15 protein-coding genes are annotated in these 16,995 nt (G+C 74.2%); 7 read left to right on the forward strand and 8 right to left on the reverse strand.

The annotated features are described in order from the left end of the window. Positions 1-88 precede the first annotated feature (88 nt). Positions 89-592: a helix-turn-helix domain-containing protein gene (locus tag BM093_RS08510; protein WP_245773385.1), complete on the reverse strand. Its 504-nt coding sequence runs from the start codon at positions 590-592 to the stop codon at positions 89-91. 212 nt (positions 593-804) lie between these two features. Next, on the reverse strand, positions 805-2,592 hold the full coding sequence (locus BM093_RS08515) for a PHA/PHB synthase family protein (protein WP_245773386.1): 1,788 nt from the start codon (positions 2,590-2,592) through the stop codon (positions 805-807). A 270-nt stretch (positions 2,593-2,862) separates the two neighbouring features. Between BM093_RS08515 and BM093_RS08520 the strand changes: the two genes are divergently transcribed. From BM093_RS08520 to BM093_RS08535, 4 genes are all read left to right on the forward strand, one after another. After that, a complete protein-coding gene (locus BM093_RS08520) occupies positions 2,863-4,236 on the forward strand; it encodes an alpha/beta fold hydrolase (protein WP_093339929.1) in 1,374 nt (457 codons plus the stop codon). Positions 4,237-4,443: 207 nt separating this feature from the next. Further along, positions 4,444-5,556 carry a sigma-70 family RNA polymerase sigma factor gene (locus BM093_RS08525; RefSeq protein WP_245773387.1) on the forward strand — a complete coding sequence of 371 codons (1,113 nt, stop codon included), beginning with the start codon at positions 4,444-4,446 and terminating at the stop codon, positions 5,554-5,556. A gap of 187 nt (positions 5,557-5,743) precedes the next feature. Further along, positions 5,744-6,265, forward strand: coding sequence for a flavin reductase family protein (locus BM093_RS08530; protein ID WP_093339932.1), 522 nt, complete (start codon positions 5,744-5,746; stop codon positions 6,263-6,265). Continuing rightward, entirely contained in the window at positions 6,262-6,795 is a 534-nt protein-coding gene (locus tag BM093_RS08535; protein ID WP_093339935.1) for an NAD(P)H-dependent oxidoreductase, read from the forward strand. Before BM093_RS08530 ends, BM093_RS08535 begins: the two co-directional genes overlap by 4 nt. Positions 6,796-6,828: 33 nt before the next feature. On the opposite strand, the gene BM093_RS08540 is transcribed toward BM093_RS08535, so the two are convergent. The 4 genes from BM093_RS08540 to BM093_RS08555 all read right to left on the reverse strand — a co-directional run bounded on the left by BM093_RS08540 (position 6,829) and on the right by BM093_RS08555 (position 11,079). Continuing rightward, positions 6,829-8,403: an ABC-F family ATP-binding cassette domain-containing protein gene (locus BM093_RS08540; protein WP_093339938.1), complete on the reverse strand. Its 1,575-nt coding sequence runs from the start codon at positions 8,401-8,403 to the stop codon at positions 6,829-6,831. A 378-nt stretch (positions 8,404-8,781) separates the two neighbouring features. Further along, positions 8,782-9,696 carry a pseudouridine-5'-phosphate glycosidase gene (locus BM093_RS08545; RefSeq protein ID WP_093339941.1) on the reverse strand — a complete coding sequence of 305 codons (915 nt, stop codon included), beginning with the start codon at positions 9,694-9,696 and terminating at the stop codon, positions 8,782-8,784. A 75-nt stretch (positions 9,697-9,771) separates the two neighbouring features. Continuing rightward, the gene (locus BM093_RS08550) at positions 9,772-10,440 is read right to left on the reverse strand and encodes an HAD family hydrolase (protein ID WP_245773398.1); all 669 of its coding nucleotides are present in this window, start codon (positions 10,438-10,440) and stop codon (positions 9,772-9,774) included. Between the two features lie 105 nt (positions 10,441-10,545). Beyond that, complete coding sequence (locus tag BM093_RS08555) at positions 10,546-11,079, reverse strand: GNAT family N-acetyltransferase (protein WP_093339947.1); 534 nt, start codon at positions 11,077-11,079, stop codon at positions 10,546-10,548. A gap of 122 nt (positions 11,080-11,201) precedes the next feature. Here BM093_RS08555 and BM093_RS08560 point away from each other — a divergent pair, with 122 nt between their 5' ends. Together BM093_RS08560 and BM093_RS08565 are read left to right on the forward strand one after the other, a co-directional pair. Further along, positions 11,202-12,419: a cytochrome P450 gene (locus tag BM093_RS08560; protein ID WP_245773388.1), complete on the forward strand. Its 1,218-nt coding sequence runs from the start codon at positions 11,202-11,204 to the stop codon at positions 12,417-12,419. A gap of 16 nt (positions 12,420-12,435) precedes the next feature. After that, positions 12,436-13,065, forward strand: coding sequence for a TetR/AcrR family transcriptional regulator (locus BM093_RS08565; protein WP_093339950.1), 630 nt, complete (start codon positions 12,436-12,438; stop codon positions 13,063-13,065). Positions 13,066-13,189: 124 nt separating this feature from the next. Here the strand turns inward: BM093_RS08565 and BM093_RS08570 are convergent, their stop codons facing one another. After that, entirely contained in the window at positions 13,190-14,266 is a 1,077-nt protein-coding gene (locus BM093_RS08570; protein WP_093340145.1) for an ABC transporter substrate-binding protein, read from the reverse strand. Positions 14,267-14,375: 109 nt separating this feature from the next. After that, positions 14,376-16,340 carry a molecular chaperone HtpG gene (gene htpG, locus BM093_RS08575; protein WP_093339952.1) on the reverse strand — a complete coding sequence of 655 codons (1,965 nt, stop codon included), beginning with the start codon at positions 16,338-16,340 and terminating at the stop codon, positions 14,376-14,378. A 178-nt stretch (positions 16,341-16,518) separates the two neighbouring features. On the opposite strand from htpG, the gene BM093_RS08580 reads away from it, so the two are divergent. Then, positions 16,519-16,893 carry a hypothetical protein gene (locus tag BM093_RS08580; RefSeq protein WP_093339955.1) on the forward strand — a complete coding sequence of 125 codons (375 nt, stop codon included), beginning with the start codon at positions 16,519-16,521 and terminating at the stop codon, positions 16,891-16,893. The last annotated feature ends 102 nt before the right edge of the window (positions 16,894-16,995 follow it).

Genomic DNA, 16,995 nt, shown 5'->3' on the forward strand with positions numbered 1-16,995 from the left:
GCGTCCGTATGCCCACAAAACTACGCAGCAGCGATAAGTATGTCAAGCAGTGCTGGTGGCCGGGTGCTCCGGCGGGCCGGGCCCGGCCTCAGCCCCGCTGCACGAAGCTCCGGTAGACCCCCAGCAGCGCGGTCCGCTGCTCGGCCGACAGCCGCGGGTCGGCGGCGATCGCGGCCTCGACGTCCGGCACCTCCGTCGAGTCCGCCGCCGGATCGGCCGGTGTCTCGCCGCCCTCGTCGCGGACCGACCAGCCGGCCCGGCTGAGCATCTGGTCGGTGTTGAGGTGCAGCGCGTCCGCGATCGAGCGCAGCACCTTCAACGACGGCTGGTGCAGGCCGCGCTCGACCTGGCTGAGATAGGCGTTGGACACCTTGGTCATCGCCGCCATCTCGCGCAGCGAGAGCTTCGCCATCTGGCGCTGGGAGCGGATGAAGCCGCCGAGGGCGTTCACCTGGGCGCTCCAGGCGTCCTCGGCGACCTGCCGGCCGGCGTCGCGCAGCTCCTCCGCGGCCGACGCCGCGCTCACGGCGGCCCGGTCGCCGTTGCGGTGGGTCCCGTTCGTCCCCGGGTCCCGCTGCTGCGCGCGGCTCACCGCGCCACCCCTGCCCGGATCGGTCCGCGCGGCGGGCGCCGGCGCGCGGACGGGATGCGTACGCGGTCCATGGTCGCGCATTGTCCCCGTTGCCCCGCCGATGCGCACGTACCTCCGCCCACCGGCCCGGTCCGGGCTCCCGCGCACCGGTGGACGGTGCGCACAGTGGACTCACGCCGAGACCGGCCGGGCGGGAACGCGGCGCCGGCCGGTCAGCCGGTGACGACGTAGCGGCCGGGGGCAGGCTCCAGCGCGGGGTAGGTCTCGGACCCCACACGCGTCGGGGCCGGGACCTGCTTGCCGGCGCGCTCGGCGATCCACGGCGCCCAGTCCTCCCACCAGGAGGCCTTGTGCTCACCGGCGTCGTCGCGCCAGTCGTCGGCCGACTCGGGCAGGTCGGCGGACTCCCCGAACCAGTGCCGCGACTTCGGCGACGGCGGGTTCACCACGCCGGCGATGTGACCGGAGTTCGAGAGCACGAACCGGACCGTCCCGCCGATCTTCGCGGCGCCCTTGTAGACGGACTTCCACGGTGCGATGTGGTCGGACTCGGCAGTGATCACGTAGGTGTCGGGGCGGACCTGACCGAGGTCGAGCCGCTCCCCCGCCAGTTCCAGCTTGCCCTCGGCGAACTGGTTCTCCAGGTACAGGGTGCGCAGGTACTCGGTCTGCATCGCGGCCGGCATCCGGGTCGAGTCGGCGTTCCAGCTCAGCATGTCGAACGGCTTCGGGTCCTCGCCGAGCATCCAGTCGTTGACCACGTAGTTCCAGACCAGGTCGGTGGCCCGCAGCAGGTCGAAGGTGGTCTTCATGCTCGTCGAGGGCAGGTAGCCGTCCTTGCGCATCGACCGCTCCAGCCGGTTCACCGTCTGCTCGTCGGTGAACACCCCGAGCTGGCCGGGGCCGGTGAAGTCGAGCAGGGTGTTCATCAGGGTCAGCGAGTTGACCCGCTCGTCCCCCTTCGCGCGCAGCCAGGCGACCGTGGCCGCGGACAGCGTGCCGCCCAGGCACAGCCCCGCGAGGTTGACCGTCTTCCGGCCGGTGATCTCCCGGACGACGTCGAGCGCGGTGATCGGGCCCTCACGCAGGTAGTCGCTCATCGTGACGTCGGACAGCGCCGAGTCCGGGTTCCGGTAGCTGATCATGAAGACGGTGTGGCCGTGCCGGACCGCCCACTCGACCAGCGACTTCTCCGGCGCGAGATCCATGATGTAGTACTTGTTGATCCACGGCGGGCTCATCAGCAGCGGGATCTCGTGGACCTTCTCGGTCTGCGGCTCGTACTGGATGAGCTCGATCAGCCGGTTGCGGTAGACGACGTGCCCGGGCGTGACGGCCAGGTCCTTGCCCACGACGAACTGCCCCGGGGTCACCTGGCGCGGCATCCCGCGGTTCTGGACGGTGTCGCGGAGCATGTTGCGGGCGCCGCGCACGAGGTTCAGCCCGCCAGTCTCGACGATCTTCTTCGGCCACGCCGGGTTGGTCACGACGGCGTTCGACGGCGCGAGCGCCTCGATGGTCTGCCCCACCAGCCAGTCCAGCTTGCGCCGCGCGGTCGGCGAGACCCGGGCGGCCCGGGACAGCTCGGTCAGCCGGTCGGCCAGCAGCGAGTGCTCCTGACGGGCCAGGTAGTACCAGGCGTTGCCCTCCCAGGCCGGATCGGTGTAGCGCTTGTCCTTCTCCGGCAGCGAGGCGGGACCGTTGCGCGTGCCCCCCACGGCGCGGGAGGCCGCCGCGGCGACCGCCTTCGCCGAGTCGACCCCGAACCCGACGCCCGCACGCAGCACCGCGCCGGGGCTGCCGGCGAGCGAGCGCGCCGCCTCCCCCAGGGTGCCGCCGAAACCGACCGGGTCGACCCGGGCCCGCAGGCCCTCGGGATCGGCGAGCTCGCGCAGGTCACGCACCAGTCCGGCGGCCTGCCGGCGCAGCACCTCGGTGGCCTGGTCGCTCGGCGTGGCGTCCTGGCCGGGTCCGGTCTGGGAAGTGGGCTGGGTGGTCACTGTTCGTCTCACTCCTGGTCGGCCGGGTCGTGTCCGTGCCTCGGCGCGCGGCCCCGGTGAGGGCGGGCGCGATGGGATGTCGCCCATCGTGACCGCATACTCACGGGTAGGCATCCCGAGCCTGCGCGCGTCACGTTGAGACCCCCCTCACCTGCGCTTGAAGGAGCAAGCACTACTCCCGAGTAGGCTTGCAGTTGCTTGACATCCCGAACGCGATCTACCGTGCGGTAACCGGCGAGCCCCGGTCATCAGAGTTGATGGGAGAGGCCCATGAGCACGGCGATCACGCAGCGATCCGCCTCGGCACCCGAGCGCGGACCGCGCGCACTGGCCGAGACCACGGCCGACGAGACCGCGGCGCAGGACGGGCGACCCGACCCCCTGCGCTTCCTGGTCTCCTACAACGCCAGCAACCTCACCAAGGTGGTGACCGAGCTCGGCCGCGCGACCGGGGCCTACTGGATCGACGCCGTCCAGCGGATCGCCAAGCCCGGCGACGCCGCGCGGCGCTCCCTGCTGTGGCTCTCGGCGATGGCCGACCGCCGCGAGCCGACGTGGCACCTGCCCAACGAGGTGGCCCTGTCCACGCCGTTCGCGCTGCTGCGCGACTTCACCGAGGCCCGGCACCGCGACGATGACGTGGTCCCGACCCTGGTGCTGCCGCCGCAGGCCGGACACTCGTCGACCGTCATCGACTACTCGCCCCAGCAGAGCCAGCTGGCGATGATCCGCGCGGCCGGGCTGACCCGGCTCTACGCGCTGGACTGGCGTCCGGCGACGACGGCGACCAAGCACGTCACGATCACCGACTACCTCGACGTGATCGACCGCTCGATCCGCCGGATGGGCGGGAAGGCCAACCTGGTGGGCGACTGCCAGGGCGGCTGGCTGGCCACGATCTACGCGGCCCTGCACCCCGACCGCGTCAACACCCTGACCCTGGCCGGGGCGCCGATCGACTTCCACGCCGGCGACTCGGTGATCGCCGCCTCCACGCGGCTGATGGCCGGGACGATGGGGATGGCGCCCTACAAGGCGCTCGTCGCCGCGGGCGGCGGCAACATGCCGGGGTCGGCGGTGCTGTCGAACTTCATCTCGATCCAGCCGCAGTCCGAGATCTCCCGGCAGCTGCAGCTGCTGGAGAACATCGACGACCCGACGCACGTCGAGCGCTACCGGGTCTTCGAGGACTGGTTCAAGTACACCCAGGACATCCCGGGTGCGTTCTACCTGTGGCTGGTGGAGAACCTGTTCTGGCGCAACCGGCTGATCCGGGGCCGGCTCACCGTCGGCGGCCGCCGGGTCGACATGGCGGCCATCGACTGCCCGCTGCTGCTGCTCGCCGGCTCCACCGACCACATCACCCCGGCGCCGCAGCTGTTCGCCGCCGCGGAGCAGGTCGGTACACCGCCCGCGGACATCACCTACCGCACCGCCTCGGCCGGGCACCTGGGGCTGTTCATGGGCCGCGACGCGTTGCGCCACGACTGGCCGGTGCTGATGGAGACCGTGTACTCGCACTCGGTGCCGGGCACACGCCGGGCCTCGGCCGGCACGGGCGGTGCCGGACGTGCCGCCCGCCGGCGCAGCAGCGTCGCGGCGGTCGCCGACCCGCGCGACACCCCGCGGGTGCCCGCGCCGTGACACCCCGCGTGACCCGGACCTCCTAAGAGGATCCTGAGAGATCCGCAACTGCATGTGATGGACGACACGGCCTCGCAGGCGATTTTTCCCGCCTGCGAGGCCGTGTTGCGGGAACGATCCTCCCCGAGAGTGCGTTGATCCCGGTGTAGGGCGATGCGACGAGCCCCATCCGCCGCTCGTCGCGCCCGAGCAGGGGAGGAAAGACACATGACGGTGACCACGACCGCTCCGGCCGTGACGACGGCCGGTACCCCGGCCGTACCCGGCCCCCGCCGCACGACGGAGGCCCCCGCCCGCCGGACCGCGAGGACCACCGCGCCGGCGGCCACCGCTCTGGACGCCACCGTACCCGGTGCGGCGGCTGCCGTGGCCGAGGATCTGGACGCCCAGAGCCCGGCCGCCGACCTGGTCCGCGTGTACCTGAACGGGATCGGGAAGACCGCGCTGCTCACCGCCTCCGAGGAGGTCGAGCTCGCGAAGCGGATCGAGGCCGGCGTCTTCGCCCAGCACCGGCTGGACACGGCGACCGCCGACGGCGTCATCGAGGAGCTCGACCCGCAGTACCGGCGGGACCTGCGCGCGATCGTCCGCGACGGGACGCTGGCCAAGAACCACCTGCTGGAGGCCAACCTCCGCCTGGTGGTCAGCCTCGCCAAGCGCTACACCGGGCGCGGGATGCCGCTGCTGGACCTGATCCAGGAGGGCAACCTGGGCCTGATCCGCGCGGTGGAGAAGTTCGACTACGCCAAGGGCTTCAAGTTCTCCACCTACGCCACCTGGTGGATCCGGCAGGCGATCACCCGCGGGATGGCCGACCAGGCCCGCACCATCCGGCTGCCCGTCCACCTGGTCGAGCAGGTCAACAAGCTGGCCCGGATCAAGCGGGACCTGCACCAGCGGCAGGGTCGCGAGCCCAGTGACGCCGAGCTGGCCGAGGAGTCCGGGATCGCCGAGCACAAGATCCAGGACCTGCTGGACCACGCGCGCGACCCGGTGAGCCTGGACATGCCGGTGGGCTCCGAGGAGGAGGCCCCGCTCGGCGACTTCATCGAGGACGCCGAGGCCACCGACGCCGAGAACACGGTGATCTCGAGCCTGCTGCACGACGACCTCCGCCGGGTGCTGGCGACCCTGGAGGACCGCGAGCAGAAGGTCATCCGGATGCGGTTCGGCCTCGACGACGGGCAGCCGCACACGCTCGACCAGATCGGTCGCGCCTTCAAGCTCTCCCGCGAGCGGGTGCGCCAGATCGAGCGCGAGGTGATGGCGAAGCTGCGGGTCGGCGAGCGGGCCGACAAGCTGCGCGCCTACGCGAGCTGACCGGGCACCTGCCCCCGACCCCGGCCTCCCCCGGATCCGGTCGGACCGACCACCACGACGGCCGTGCGGAGCGATCCTCCGCACGGCCGTCGTCGTGTGCCGGGGCCCGTTCGATGTGGCACAGGGCACCCGCCCGCGATTCGATGATCATTGGCTGGTGTACCGGTCCCGGCATAGGGTCGAGGTCATGTCCGGTTCCCCGAGCCAGTCGACCTCCGTCCCCGGCGAGGTGACCCCCGAGGCCATGCGTGACGCACTCGGCGCGTTCGCCTCCGGCGTCGTCGTGGTCACCGCACACGGACCGGACGGGCCGGTCGGTTTCACCTGCCAGTCGTTCTCGTCGCTGTCGCTGGACCCGCCGCTGGTCAGCTTCTCACCGGCGCGCAGCTCCTCGAGCTGGCCGCGGATCCGCGACATCGGCCGGTTCTGCGTGAACGTGCTCGCCGCCGACCACGAGCACCACAGCGCCGGGTTCGCCCGGTCCGGCGTCGACAAGTTCGCCGGGGTCGCCTGGTCCGCGGCACCGTCGGGTGCCCCGGTGCTCGAGGGCGTCGGTGCCTGGATCGACTGCAGGCTCTGGAACGAGTACGACGGCGGCGACCACACGATCGTCGCCGCCCGGGTCGACGCGATCGGCGCCGACCCCGCACGACTGCCGCTGCTGTTCCACCGCGGCGGCTACCACCTCACCCCGCGGGAGATCTCGTGACCAACATCGTCGGTGTCGTCGCCGGACCGGAACCGGGCGGGCGGACCGCCGCCGCGGTCTCCGGCATCCTCGCCGGGACGGGTGCGTCGACCTCGCTGATCGAGCTGTCGCAGACCCCGTTCGAGAAGGTCACCGCCGCGTTCGCCGACGCCGACGCCGTCGTGTTCGGCAGCCCGGTGTACCGGGCCGGGCACACGGCGTCGCTGAAGGCGCTGCTGGAGGCCACCGAGCGCGGCAAGTGGGGCGAGAAGACCGCGCCGCTGCAGGGCAAGGCCGCCGCGGTCGTGCTGACCGGGGCGAGCGGGCACCACTTCCTCGCCGTCGACGGGCTGCGCTCGGTGCTGGCCGGGTTCTTCGCGGTGCAGGTCCTCTCCCCCGGCCTGTACCTGGACCACTCCGGCTACGTCGACCGCGAGACCCTCACCCCGGAGTCCGCGGAGCTGGCCGCAGCGCACGGCCGGGCGCTGGCCGACCTGACGAACGCGGTGCGCTCGTCGGAGGCGCTGCGGTCGATCACCCCGGTGGTCTGAGCCCTCCCGCCCCCGCACCGGCGGGTCCGGGGGTCATCCGGGGACCACGAGCTCGTCGGCGACGATCCTCGGGGTGCGGCCGCCCGTCACCTGCCAGCGGCGGGTGACGCCGAGGTCGGCGAGCACCCGCTCGTCGTGGCTCACGACGAGCAGCGCGCCCCGGAACCCGGCGAGCGCGTCGACCAGCGCCGTGACCGAGTCCAGGTCGAGGTCGTTGGTCGGCTCGTCGAGCAGCAGCAGCTGCGGCGCCGGGTCGGCGAGCAGCACCCGGGCCAGGTGCACCCGGAACCGCTCGCCTCCGGACAGGGTCCCCACCGGCCGGTCCGCGTCGTCGCCGCGGAGCAGGAACCGGGCGAGCCCGGCCCGCACGGCCTGCGGGTCCGCACCGGGGGCGGCGTCGCGCACGGTGTCATCGCGCACGGTGTCGAGCACCGACCGGTCCGGGTCCGGCAGCACCCGGCGCTGGGGCAGGTGCCCGACCGGGACCCGCGCCGAGCCGGCGAACGCCCGCAGCAGCGTCGTCTTCCCGGCACCGTTGGGGCCGGCGACGGCGATCCGTTCCGGCCCGCGCACCGTCGTCGTCCCGTGCCGGACGACGTCCCGCCCGGCCGGGACCTCGGTGCCGGGGAGATCGACCCGGATGCGGTCGTCGTCGCGCACCCGCTCCTCGGCCGTCGCCAGCTGGTCGCGGGCGTCGGCGAGCCGGTCGGCGTGCAGGTCCCGGTACTGCCCGGCAGAGACCTGGGCGCGCCGCTTCAGCGCGTTCATGATCCGCTTCGGTCGGCGCTTGGTCGCCGAGTCGTGCGCGGCGTAGCGCTGCCGCCGGGCGAGCACCACCTGGGCGTCCGCCCACTCGCGCTGCTGACGGCGCAGGTGCTCGCCCGCCGTGCGGACGTCGCGGCGGGCAGCCGCCTGCTCGGCCTCCACCACCCGCACCAGCTCCGACCAGGGGCCGCCGACGGTGCGGGCCCGGCCGTCGCGCAGCTCGGTGGTCCGGTCGAGGCGGTCGAGCAGCTCCCGGTCGTGCCCGGCGACCACCAGGACGCCCGGCCAGTGCTCGACGGCATCGTAGAGCTGCTGCCGCGCGACCCGGTCGAGGTCGTTCGTGGGCTCGTCGAGCAGCGTGATCTCCGGCGGGTCCACGAGCAGCCCGGCCAGCGCGGTGCGGACGGCCTCCCCGCCGGACAGGCCGTCGACGGTGCGGTCGAGGTCACCCGGCAGCCCGAGCGCGTCGAGCCGTGCCCGCGCGCGGTCCTCGACGTCCCAGTCGTCGGCCAGCGCGGTCCAGTCCGCCGGGCCCGCGCTGCCCCGCTCGATCGCGGCCAGCGCCCGGCGGCGGGCGGTGATGCCGAGCAGGTCGGCGACGGTGTCCCCGGTGCGCAGCGGGACGCCCTGCCGCAGCAGGGCGGGCCGGGTGGTCGTGGTGATCGTGCCCGCGTCCGGTACGAGCTCGCCCGCGACCAGCCGCAGCAGGGTGGACTTGCCGGAGCCGTTGGCGCCGACCAGGCCGGTGCGGCCCGGGCCGAAGCCGGTGTCGAGCCCGCGGAACGCGGGACGCCCGTCGGGCCAGGTGAAGGACAGGTTCGTCACGGTGACGGCTGCTGACACGGATCCTCCGGGAGGGAACGGGTACCCGGGGATCGACCGACGACGGGATCCGGCCACGGGCACCACGGGCGGGGCGGCTGGGTACGGCTTGCGGCGGGTGCGGCCGGGCGTGCGGCGGCGGGCCTGCGGCGAGCGCGATGTCAGGCAAACGCGGCGTCAGGCCAACGCGATGTCGGGCAACGCGGCGTCAGGCACGCGCGGTCAGCGGCGGATCAGCATGATGCGGGCACCGTACGGCGCGACGACCGCAGCGGCAACGGAATTGCCGCCGGCCCGGCGGCGCGCTCGTCGACACCGGGCCCGTGGGTGCGGGTCACCGCCCGGGCGGGCGGCGGGACCGCCGGCTGCCGGCCGCGGCGCTCACTCCGGGAGCGGTGATCACTCCGTGAGTGCCGCGGCGATCCGGGCGCCGAGTGCCACGTTGTTGCGATAGACCGCCACGTTGACCTCGAGGCTGCGGTCCCCGGTCGCGTCCCGGACCCGCTGCAGCAGGAACGGCGTCGTGTCCTGACCGGTGACACCGGTCTCCGCCAGCGCGGCCAGCGCGGTGGACAGTGCCGCGTCGTGCTCGTCCGGCGCCAGCTGCTCGGCGACCGGGACCGGGTTGGCCACCAGCAGCGCCGAGGGCAGGCCCAGATGGCGGGCGTGCCGCCAGGCGGCGGCGACCTGTTCCGGGGTCTCCACCCGCTGGGTCACCGGGTGCCCGGAGTCGGCGACGTAGAAGCCGGGGAAGGCGTCGGTCCGGTAGCCGGCGACGGAGATGCCGAGCGTCTCCATCCGTTCCAGGGTGGCCGGGATGTCGAGCACCGACTTCACCCCGGCGCTGACGACCACGACCGGCAGCCGGGCCAGCGCGGTGAGGTCGGCGGACTCGTCCCGGGACCGGTCGGCGGGCGGGCCCGTCCCGGCACCGCGGTGCACGCCGCCGAGCCCGCCGGTGGCGAAGACCCGGATCCCGGCCCGGTGGGCGAGGTGCGCGGTGGCGGCCACCGTCGTGCCCCCGCTGGCCCGGGCCGCACAGGCGACCGGGAGGTCGCGGGCGCTGAGCTTGACCACGTCCGGGTCGGACGCGAGCCGCTCGAGCTCCGCCGCGGACAGCCCGACCACGGCCTCGCCGTCGACCACCCCGATCGTCGCCGGGACGACCCCGAGGGACCGGGCGAGCTCCTCGGCCCCGGTGGCGACGTGCAGGTTGCGCGGGCGCGGCAGGCCGTGCGTGATGATCGTGGACTCGCACGCGAGGACTGCACGGCCCTGCGCGAGTGCCCGCGAGACCTCGTCGCCGACCCTCATCGACCACCCGTCCTCACGCCGCCCGTTTCCCCCACCGACGTGAGCGTAACGCCGCCGCCGGGAACCACCACCCGCTCAGCTGGGCAGGCCCAGCAGGGCCGGCAGGTCGGCCACCGAGTCGATGACCGCGTCGGCCCCGGCCGCGCGCAGCCGCGGCTCACCGTGCGCACCCCCGCGCACCCCGACCGCGAGCGCCACCCCGGCCCGCACCGCGGCGTGGATGCCCGCGGTGGCGTCGCCGGCGACCGCGATCCGGCACGTCGGCGCGCCGGCCCGCCGCGCGGCGGTCTCGAGCAGGTCCGGGTCGGGCAGGCCGCGGCCGTCGACGTCGGCCGGTGACAGCCGCACGTCCACCCGGGTGCCGAAGCCCAGGACCGCGATCAACCGGTCCCGCAGCTCCGGGTCGAACCCGCAGGTCAGCGCGATCCCCAGGCCGGCGTCGCGCAGCGCGTCGAGCGCCCCGTACACACCGGGCACCGGCCGCACCCGACCCTGGGCAGCGGCGGTCGTGAGGTACTCCGCGAACGCGGTGTGCGCGCGCCGGGCGCGGTACATGTCGCCGTCGAGCAGCTCGCCGAACACGGTGAGCGTCGACCGGTCCATGGTGGCGCGGGCCTGCCGGTCCAGCGCGGGGTACCGCGGACCGTCGGTCCGGACCCGGGCGGCACGCAGCCCCTGGCGCAGCGCGGCGAGCACCAGACCGTCGTCGGCCATCGTGGTGCCCGCGAGATCGAGGACCACCATCTCCACACCGGAACTCCAGTACCCGCGGATGTCGGTGGCCCGTCGGCGACCTGTCCGGTGGGTGAACCGCGCCGGTCGTTCCGGCGAAGGATCCCGGGCGGCCGGTCACCACAGCTCGCCGTCGCGCCAGTCGCAGACCAGCGGGAGCCCCGGATCGAGCCGGGCGCCCGCGGCGAGCACGAGCACGCTGCCCTGCTGATCGGGCGTGTCGACGACCCCGTGCGGGGTCAGCGCTGCGAGCGGCCCGGTCCAGGTCCGCCAGCCGAGCCTGCGGTACAGGCGTGCCGCCGGGCCGTCGGCCCCGAGCGCACCCAGCCGGAACCCCCCGCGGACCAGGTGCCCGACCGTCGTCATGACCTCGGCTCCGAGCCCGCGGCCCTGCGCCGACGGGTGCACCGCGACCGCCTCGACGTAGCCGGTCCGCAGCGCGGCACCGGCGTGCACGATCCGCCGCCCGACGACGGCCGCGTGCCCGACCGGCGCGTCCGGTGGCCCGGCCAGCACGTGCAGGCCGCCGAGGGCGTGGTCCCAGGCGTGCTCGTCGAACCCGGTGAACGCGGCGTCGAGCAGCGCGCGGAGCCCGCGCCTGCCCTCGCACCCGAGGTCGGCGGTCGGCAGGACGCGGAGTTCGGTGCGCACGCCGACGATCCTGCTACGGCCGGTGGTGGCGCCGCCCGGCCGGATGGAATGGAGAGCGCCCTATCGTTTCTTCGAGTAACGTCGAGGTGGACGCGCATCCGCGACCCGGAGGGCCCACCACCGTGACCGAGACCCCCGCCCGTCCCGCACCGCTGCCGCTGCACATGCGCCGGGACCGCTTCACCCCCGATCCCGAGCTCGACCGCTTCCGCGAGGCCGGGGACGTCCCGCTGGTGCGCGGCGCCTTCGGCACCCACGCCTACCTGGTGACCCGCCACGACGACGTCCGCGAGGTCCTCGGCGACGCGGACACGTTCTCCAACGCCGCGGGCGTCCGGATCCGCCGGCCCGAGGGGCCGCAGCTCTCCGACGCCGAGCTCGCCGAGATGCGTGCCGGGAACCTGCTGGCCCACGACCCGCCCGAGCACACCCGGCTGCGGCGGCTGCTGACCCCGGAGTTCACCCAGCGCCGGATGGCCCGGCTGGAGCCCCGGATCACCGAGATCGTCGAGGACCGGCTGGACGCCCTGGAGCAGGCCGGCCCGGGCGCGGACCTGGTGCAGGAGTTCGCGCTGCCGGTGCCCTCCCTGGTGATCTGCGAGCTCCTCGGTGTCCCCTACGCCGACCGGGACGAGTTCGCCGAGCGGTCGTCGCGGCTGCTGGACCTGTCGCTGCCCACCGACGAGCGACTGGCGCTGTCCCGGCAGAGCCGCGCGTACATGTCGCGGCTGGTCGACGGCGCCCTCGCCGAGCCCGGCGAGGACATCCTCGGGATGCTGGTTCGCGAGCACGCCGGGGACCTGACCCACGCCGAGCTGGTCGGCATCGCCTCGCTGCTGCTCATCGCCGGGCACGAGACCACGTCCAACATGCTGTCCCTCGGCACGCTCGCCCTGCTGGAGCACCCGGAGCAGGCCGCGCTCGTCCGGGACGACCCCGAGGCCGCCCGGCCCGCGGTCGAGGAGCTGCTGCGCTGGCTGACCATCGTCCACACCGGGGTGGTGCGGGTGGCGACCCGCGACACCGAGATCCGCGGCGTCGCGATCCCGCGGGACGGGCTGGTCCTGTGCTCGCTGCCGGCCGCGAACCGGGACCCGGGCGCCGGGGTCGAGGACCCCGCCCGGCTCGACGTCCGCCGCGGCGCGGCCGGGCACGTCGCGTTCGGGCACGGCGTGCACCACTGCCTGGGTGCGCCGCTGGCCCGGCGGGAGATGACGACCGCGTTCCCGGCGCTGCTGCGCCGGTTCCCGGCCCTCGCCGTCGACGGCGAGTCACCGCCGTCGGCGTTCCGGGCGTACCACTTCGTCTACGGCATGCACTCCCTGCCCGTGACCTGGTGAGCGCTACCGTTGCGCGATGAGCACCGCGCCCGGACCCGGCCCGGCCCGGCCGTTGCGCGCCGACGCCGCGCGCAACCACCGTCGTCTGGTGGAGGCCGCCGCGACGGCGTTCGAGACCGACGGCCCGGACATCGCGCTGGAGGAGATCGCGCGCCGGGCCGGGGTCGGCGTCGCCACCCTCTACCGCCGGTTCCGGACCCGGGACCTGCTGGTCCGCGCGGTGCTCGAGGCGGTGTTCGAGGCCGAGGTCGAACCGACCGCCGCGGCAGGCGACGGGGACCCGTGGTCCGACCTCGCCGGATCGCTGTCCCGCGCGGTCGAGGCGATCGCCGGGCGCCGCACCATCCTCACGCTGGCCCGCGAGGCGGGAGCGTTCGACGTCGAGTCGGTCCAGCGCTACGGCCGGGTCCTGAACCGGTTGCTCGACCGCGCCCGCGAGGCCGGAGCGGTCCGGCCGGAGCTGACCTCCCGCGACCTGTCCGCGGTGCTGGTCATGGCGCTGGCGGTCGCCGAGGGCGCCGAGGACGCCCGCGACACGACCGGCGAGGAGCGACAGCGCTTCGTCGCGCTGCTGCTGGACGGCCTGCGTCCGGGGCACCCGCCGCTGCCCGGCCCGGCCCAGCCGGCACCGCCGCCGGGCCCGTAGCCGCCCGGCCCTTCCGCCCGCCGCGCGGACGGGTTACGGTCTCAGCCGTCCGCTCGGCAACGGCGCCGGGCGGATGCTCGGCGTTCACCCCGCCGCTACCCCGATCCCGGTACGCGCCCGCCGGTCAGCCCATCCGGTCGGGGTGCAACCGGGCCGCCAGGGCCGCCACCGCGTCGGCGTTCCGGATCCCGGGGCTGACCTCGGCGAACGTCGTCGTGTACACCCGCCCGTCGCGCACCGCGGGCACCGTCGCGAGCGCCGGGTCGGTCCGCAGCTGCTGCGCCAGCGGCTCGGCCGCCTCCGGCCCCGTGTCCGCCCCGCAGCAGGCCGGGACGACGATGACGTCCGGCCGGGCCGCGATCAGCCCCTCGGCCGAGACGGTCCGCTGCCGGCCCGGGATCGTGTCGAACGCCTGGACGCCCCCGGCCGCCTCGATGATCGTGGTCGCGACGTCACCGGTGCCGAACACCCGCAGCTCCCCGGTGTCCGACGGGGCGTTGAGCATCGCCACCCGCGGCCGCTCGGTCACGCCGCCGAGGCGGCGCGCGACGTCGTCGAGGGTGGCCTGCATACCGGAGTTGATCTCCGCGGCCCGGTCCTCGGCCCCGAGGAGGCGCCCCAGGTCGGTGAGGTCGCGCTGCACGCCCTCGAACGTCACGTCGACGGCGCCGAGGGACTCCTGGGTGCCCCCGTCGGTGGTGGGGCAGTACGAGCTGAACAGGAACGAGTCGGCGCCCGCGTCGGCCAGGTCGGCACGGGTGCCGAGGCCCTCCCGGGTGAAGGCCCCGGTGAACCCGGAGACGACCAGGTCCGGTGCGAGCCGCAGCACCTCCTCGCGCGAGGGGTACTCGTCGGGCCAGTAGACGGGGCGGTCCTGCTCGGGGTGGAAGTCGGCGGCGAGCCCGGGCGGCAGCGGGTTGTCCAGGTAGGCGGCGCCGACGAGCCGGTCCCCCGCCCCCAGGGCGAGCACCGCCTCGATCCCGTTCTGGAACATGGCGACGATCCGCTCGGGGCGCTCCACCGGGACCTCGATGTCGCAGTTGAGCAGCGTCGCCGGGTCGGCCCCCTCCGGTGCGGTGCTGTCGGGGGCGGTGCCGTCCGGGGCGGGGGCCCCGGCACCGCATCCGGTGAGCAGGGTCAGGACGAGCAGCACCGCGGCCGGGACCACGGCACGCGAGAGGGCGGGACGGGAGCGGGGCACCCGCACACGATAGCCCCGACCCCCGTCCGATTCGACACCTGTTCAGTCGTTCACCAGTACGCGCCGGCCAGGGGGTCCCCGCAGCGCGGCGCCGCCCCGGCCGGGCGGATCACAGCGTCCGCTGCAAGCGCCCCGCCAGCAGCCCGACGAACCGGGACGGGTCGCCGAGCTCGCCGCCCTCAGCGAGCAGCGCCATGCCGTGCAGCAGCTCCGCGGTCTCGGCCAGCTCGGCGTTCGTCTCCGCGCCCTCGCCGGACTGCGCGTCCCGCAGCCCGGTGACCAGCGGGTGCGACGGGTTCAGCTCCAGGATCCGCTGCACCTTCGGCGGCTCCTGCCCCATCGCCCGGTACATCTTCTCCAGGGTCGGGGTCATGTCGAACTCGTCGCCGACCAGCACGGCCGGGGAGGTCGTGAGCCGCGAGGACAGCCGGACCTCCTTGACGTCGTCACCGAGCACCCCGGCCATCCACTCGCAGAGCCCGGCGAACTCGGTCTTCCGCTCCTCGGCCTGCTCCTTCTCTTCGTCGGTCTGGAGGTCGACCTGGCCCTTGGCGATCGAACGGAACGGGGTGCCGTCGAAGCCCTCCACGGCGTCCACCCACACCTCGTCGACCGGGTCGGTGAGCAGCAGGACCTCGTAGCCCTTGTCCCGGAACGCCTCCATGTGCGGCGAGGCCTCGATCGCGGCAGGCGAGTCGCCGGTCATGTAGTAGATCGCGTCCTGGCCCTCGCGCATGCGCTCGGTGTAGGCCGCGAGCGAGGTCGTCTCGGCACCCTCGGAGTCGTGCGTGGACCGGAACGCGGACACGCCGAGGATCGTCTCCCGGTTGTCCGGGTCGGAGAGCAGGCCCTCCTTGAGCGCGCGGCCGAACTGCTCCCAGAACGTCGTGTACTTCTCCGGCTGCTCGTCACGCATTGTGCCGATCGTGGAGAGCACCTTGCGCACCAGCCGGCGGCGGATCGCGGAGATCTGCCGGTCCTGCTGGAGGATCTCCCGCGAGACGTTCAGCGACAGGTCGGCGGCGTCGACGACCCCCTTGACGAAGCGCAGGTACTCGGGGACGAGCGCCTCGCAGTCGTCCATGATGAACACGCGCCGCACGTAGAGCTGCACGCCGCGGCGGGCGTCGCGCATGTACAGGTCCATCGGCGCGATCTGCGGCAGGAACAGCAGCGCCTGGTACTCGAAGGTGCCCTCGGCGGCGAGCCGGATGGTCTCCAGCGGCTCCTGCCAGTCGTGGCTGACGTGCCGGTAGAACTCGGCGTACTCCTCCTCGGTCACGTCCTTCTGGGGCCGGGCCCAGAGCGCCTTCATCGAGTTGAGGGTCTCCGGCGCAGCGGCCTGGGCCGCGGTGTCGTCGGCGGAGTTCTCAGCGGCATCCTCGATGGTGTCCCCGGCCTCGGCGGCGTCCTCGGCGGGCGCCTCGGCGGGCATCCGGATCGGCCAGGTGATGAAGTCGGAGTAGGTCTTCACGATCCGCCGCAGCACGGTCCGGTCGGCGTAGTCGTGCATCTGGTCCTCGGCGTCGGACGCCTTGAGGTGCAGCGTGACGGCGGTGCCCTGCGGTGCGTCGGCGACCGGCTCGATCGTGTAGGAGCCCTCGCCGTCCGAGGTCCAGTGCACGCCCTCGCCGGTCCCGGCCTTGCGGGTGGTCAGCTCGACCCGGTCGGCGACCATGAACGAGGAGTAGAAGCCGATGCCGAACTGCCCGATCAGCTCCTGGGCGTGCTCCGAGTCGCCGGCCTCCTTCAGCCGGGCGAGCAGGTCCGCGGTTCCGGACTTCGCGATCGTGCCGATGAGCTCCACGACCTCGTCGCGGGTCATGCCGATGCCGTTGTCGCGGATGGTGAGCGTACGGCCCTCGGCGTCCGGGACCAGCTCGACGTGCAGGTCGGACGCGTCGGCGTCGAGATCCTTGTCCTGATACGCGGCGAGCCGGACCTTGTCCAGCGCGTCCGACGCGTTCGAGATCAACTCGCGCAGGAACACGTCCTTGTTCGAGTAGATCGAGTGGATCATCAGGCGGAGCAGCTGGCGCGCCTCGGCCTGGAACTCGATCGTCTCCGTGGTCACGGGTCCTCCCCCTGTGGCGTACGTGCGTGTGGCCTCGGTGATTCTGCCGTGCCCCGGAGACGCCCCCGGCGCCCCCCGGCACCGTCCGGGCACGCCGGACCGGGCCGCTGCGCCCCGGGGCGCGCCGGTACCGTCGAGGACGAAACGCAGCTTCCCCCCGAACCGGACGGAACCGGACGTGAGCCCGACCCGCAGCCCCGCCGCACGCCTCGTCGCGCTGCTCGCGCTGTGCTTGGTCGCGGTGCTCGCCCCGGTCACCGGCCCGCCCGCGGAGCACCCGGCCCCGGTGCCGGCGTCGGTCGGCGACGACGGGACACCCGCCGTCGCCGGGCCGGCGGGCACGCTGCCCGGCCGGCTCGCCGCCGGTGGGCCGCTCCCCGGCGGCGACACCCCGGCCGGGCATCCCGGTCCGCTGCTCGACGCCCTGCTGCCCGCGCTGCCCGGTGTCGTCACGACCGGCCCGTCCGGGACGGCGGTGGTCCGCAGCGCGACCGCGGGACTCGACCCGGGGCACGGCTCCCCCACCGACCCGCGCGGACCCCCGCGGGCTTGAGCCCCCGGTGACCGGTGCGACCGCGGGTCCTGCACCCGCACCCACCGTCCGGTACCGGGCCGGCTCCGCAGCCCGCCCCTGCCCGCCGTCCCGGCTCCCCGG

Origin of the sequence: Pseudonocardia ammonioxydans, from assembly GCF_900115005.1 — a bacterium.
Taxonomy (GTDB): Bacteria; Actinomycetota; Actinomycetes; order Mycobacteriales; family Pseudonocardiaceae; genus Pseudonocardia; species Pseudonocardia ammonioxydans.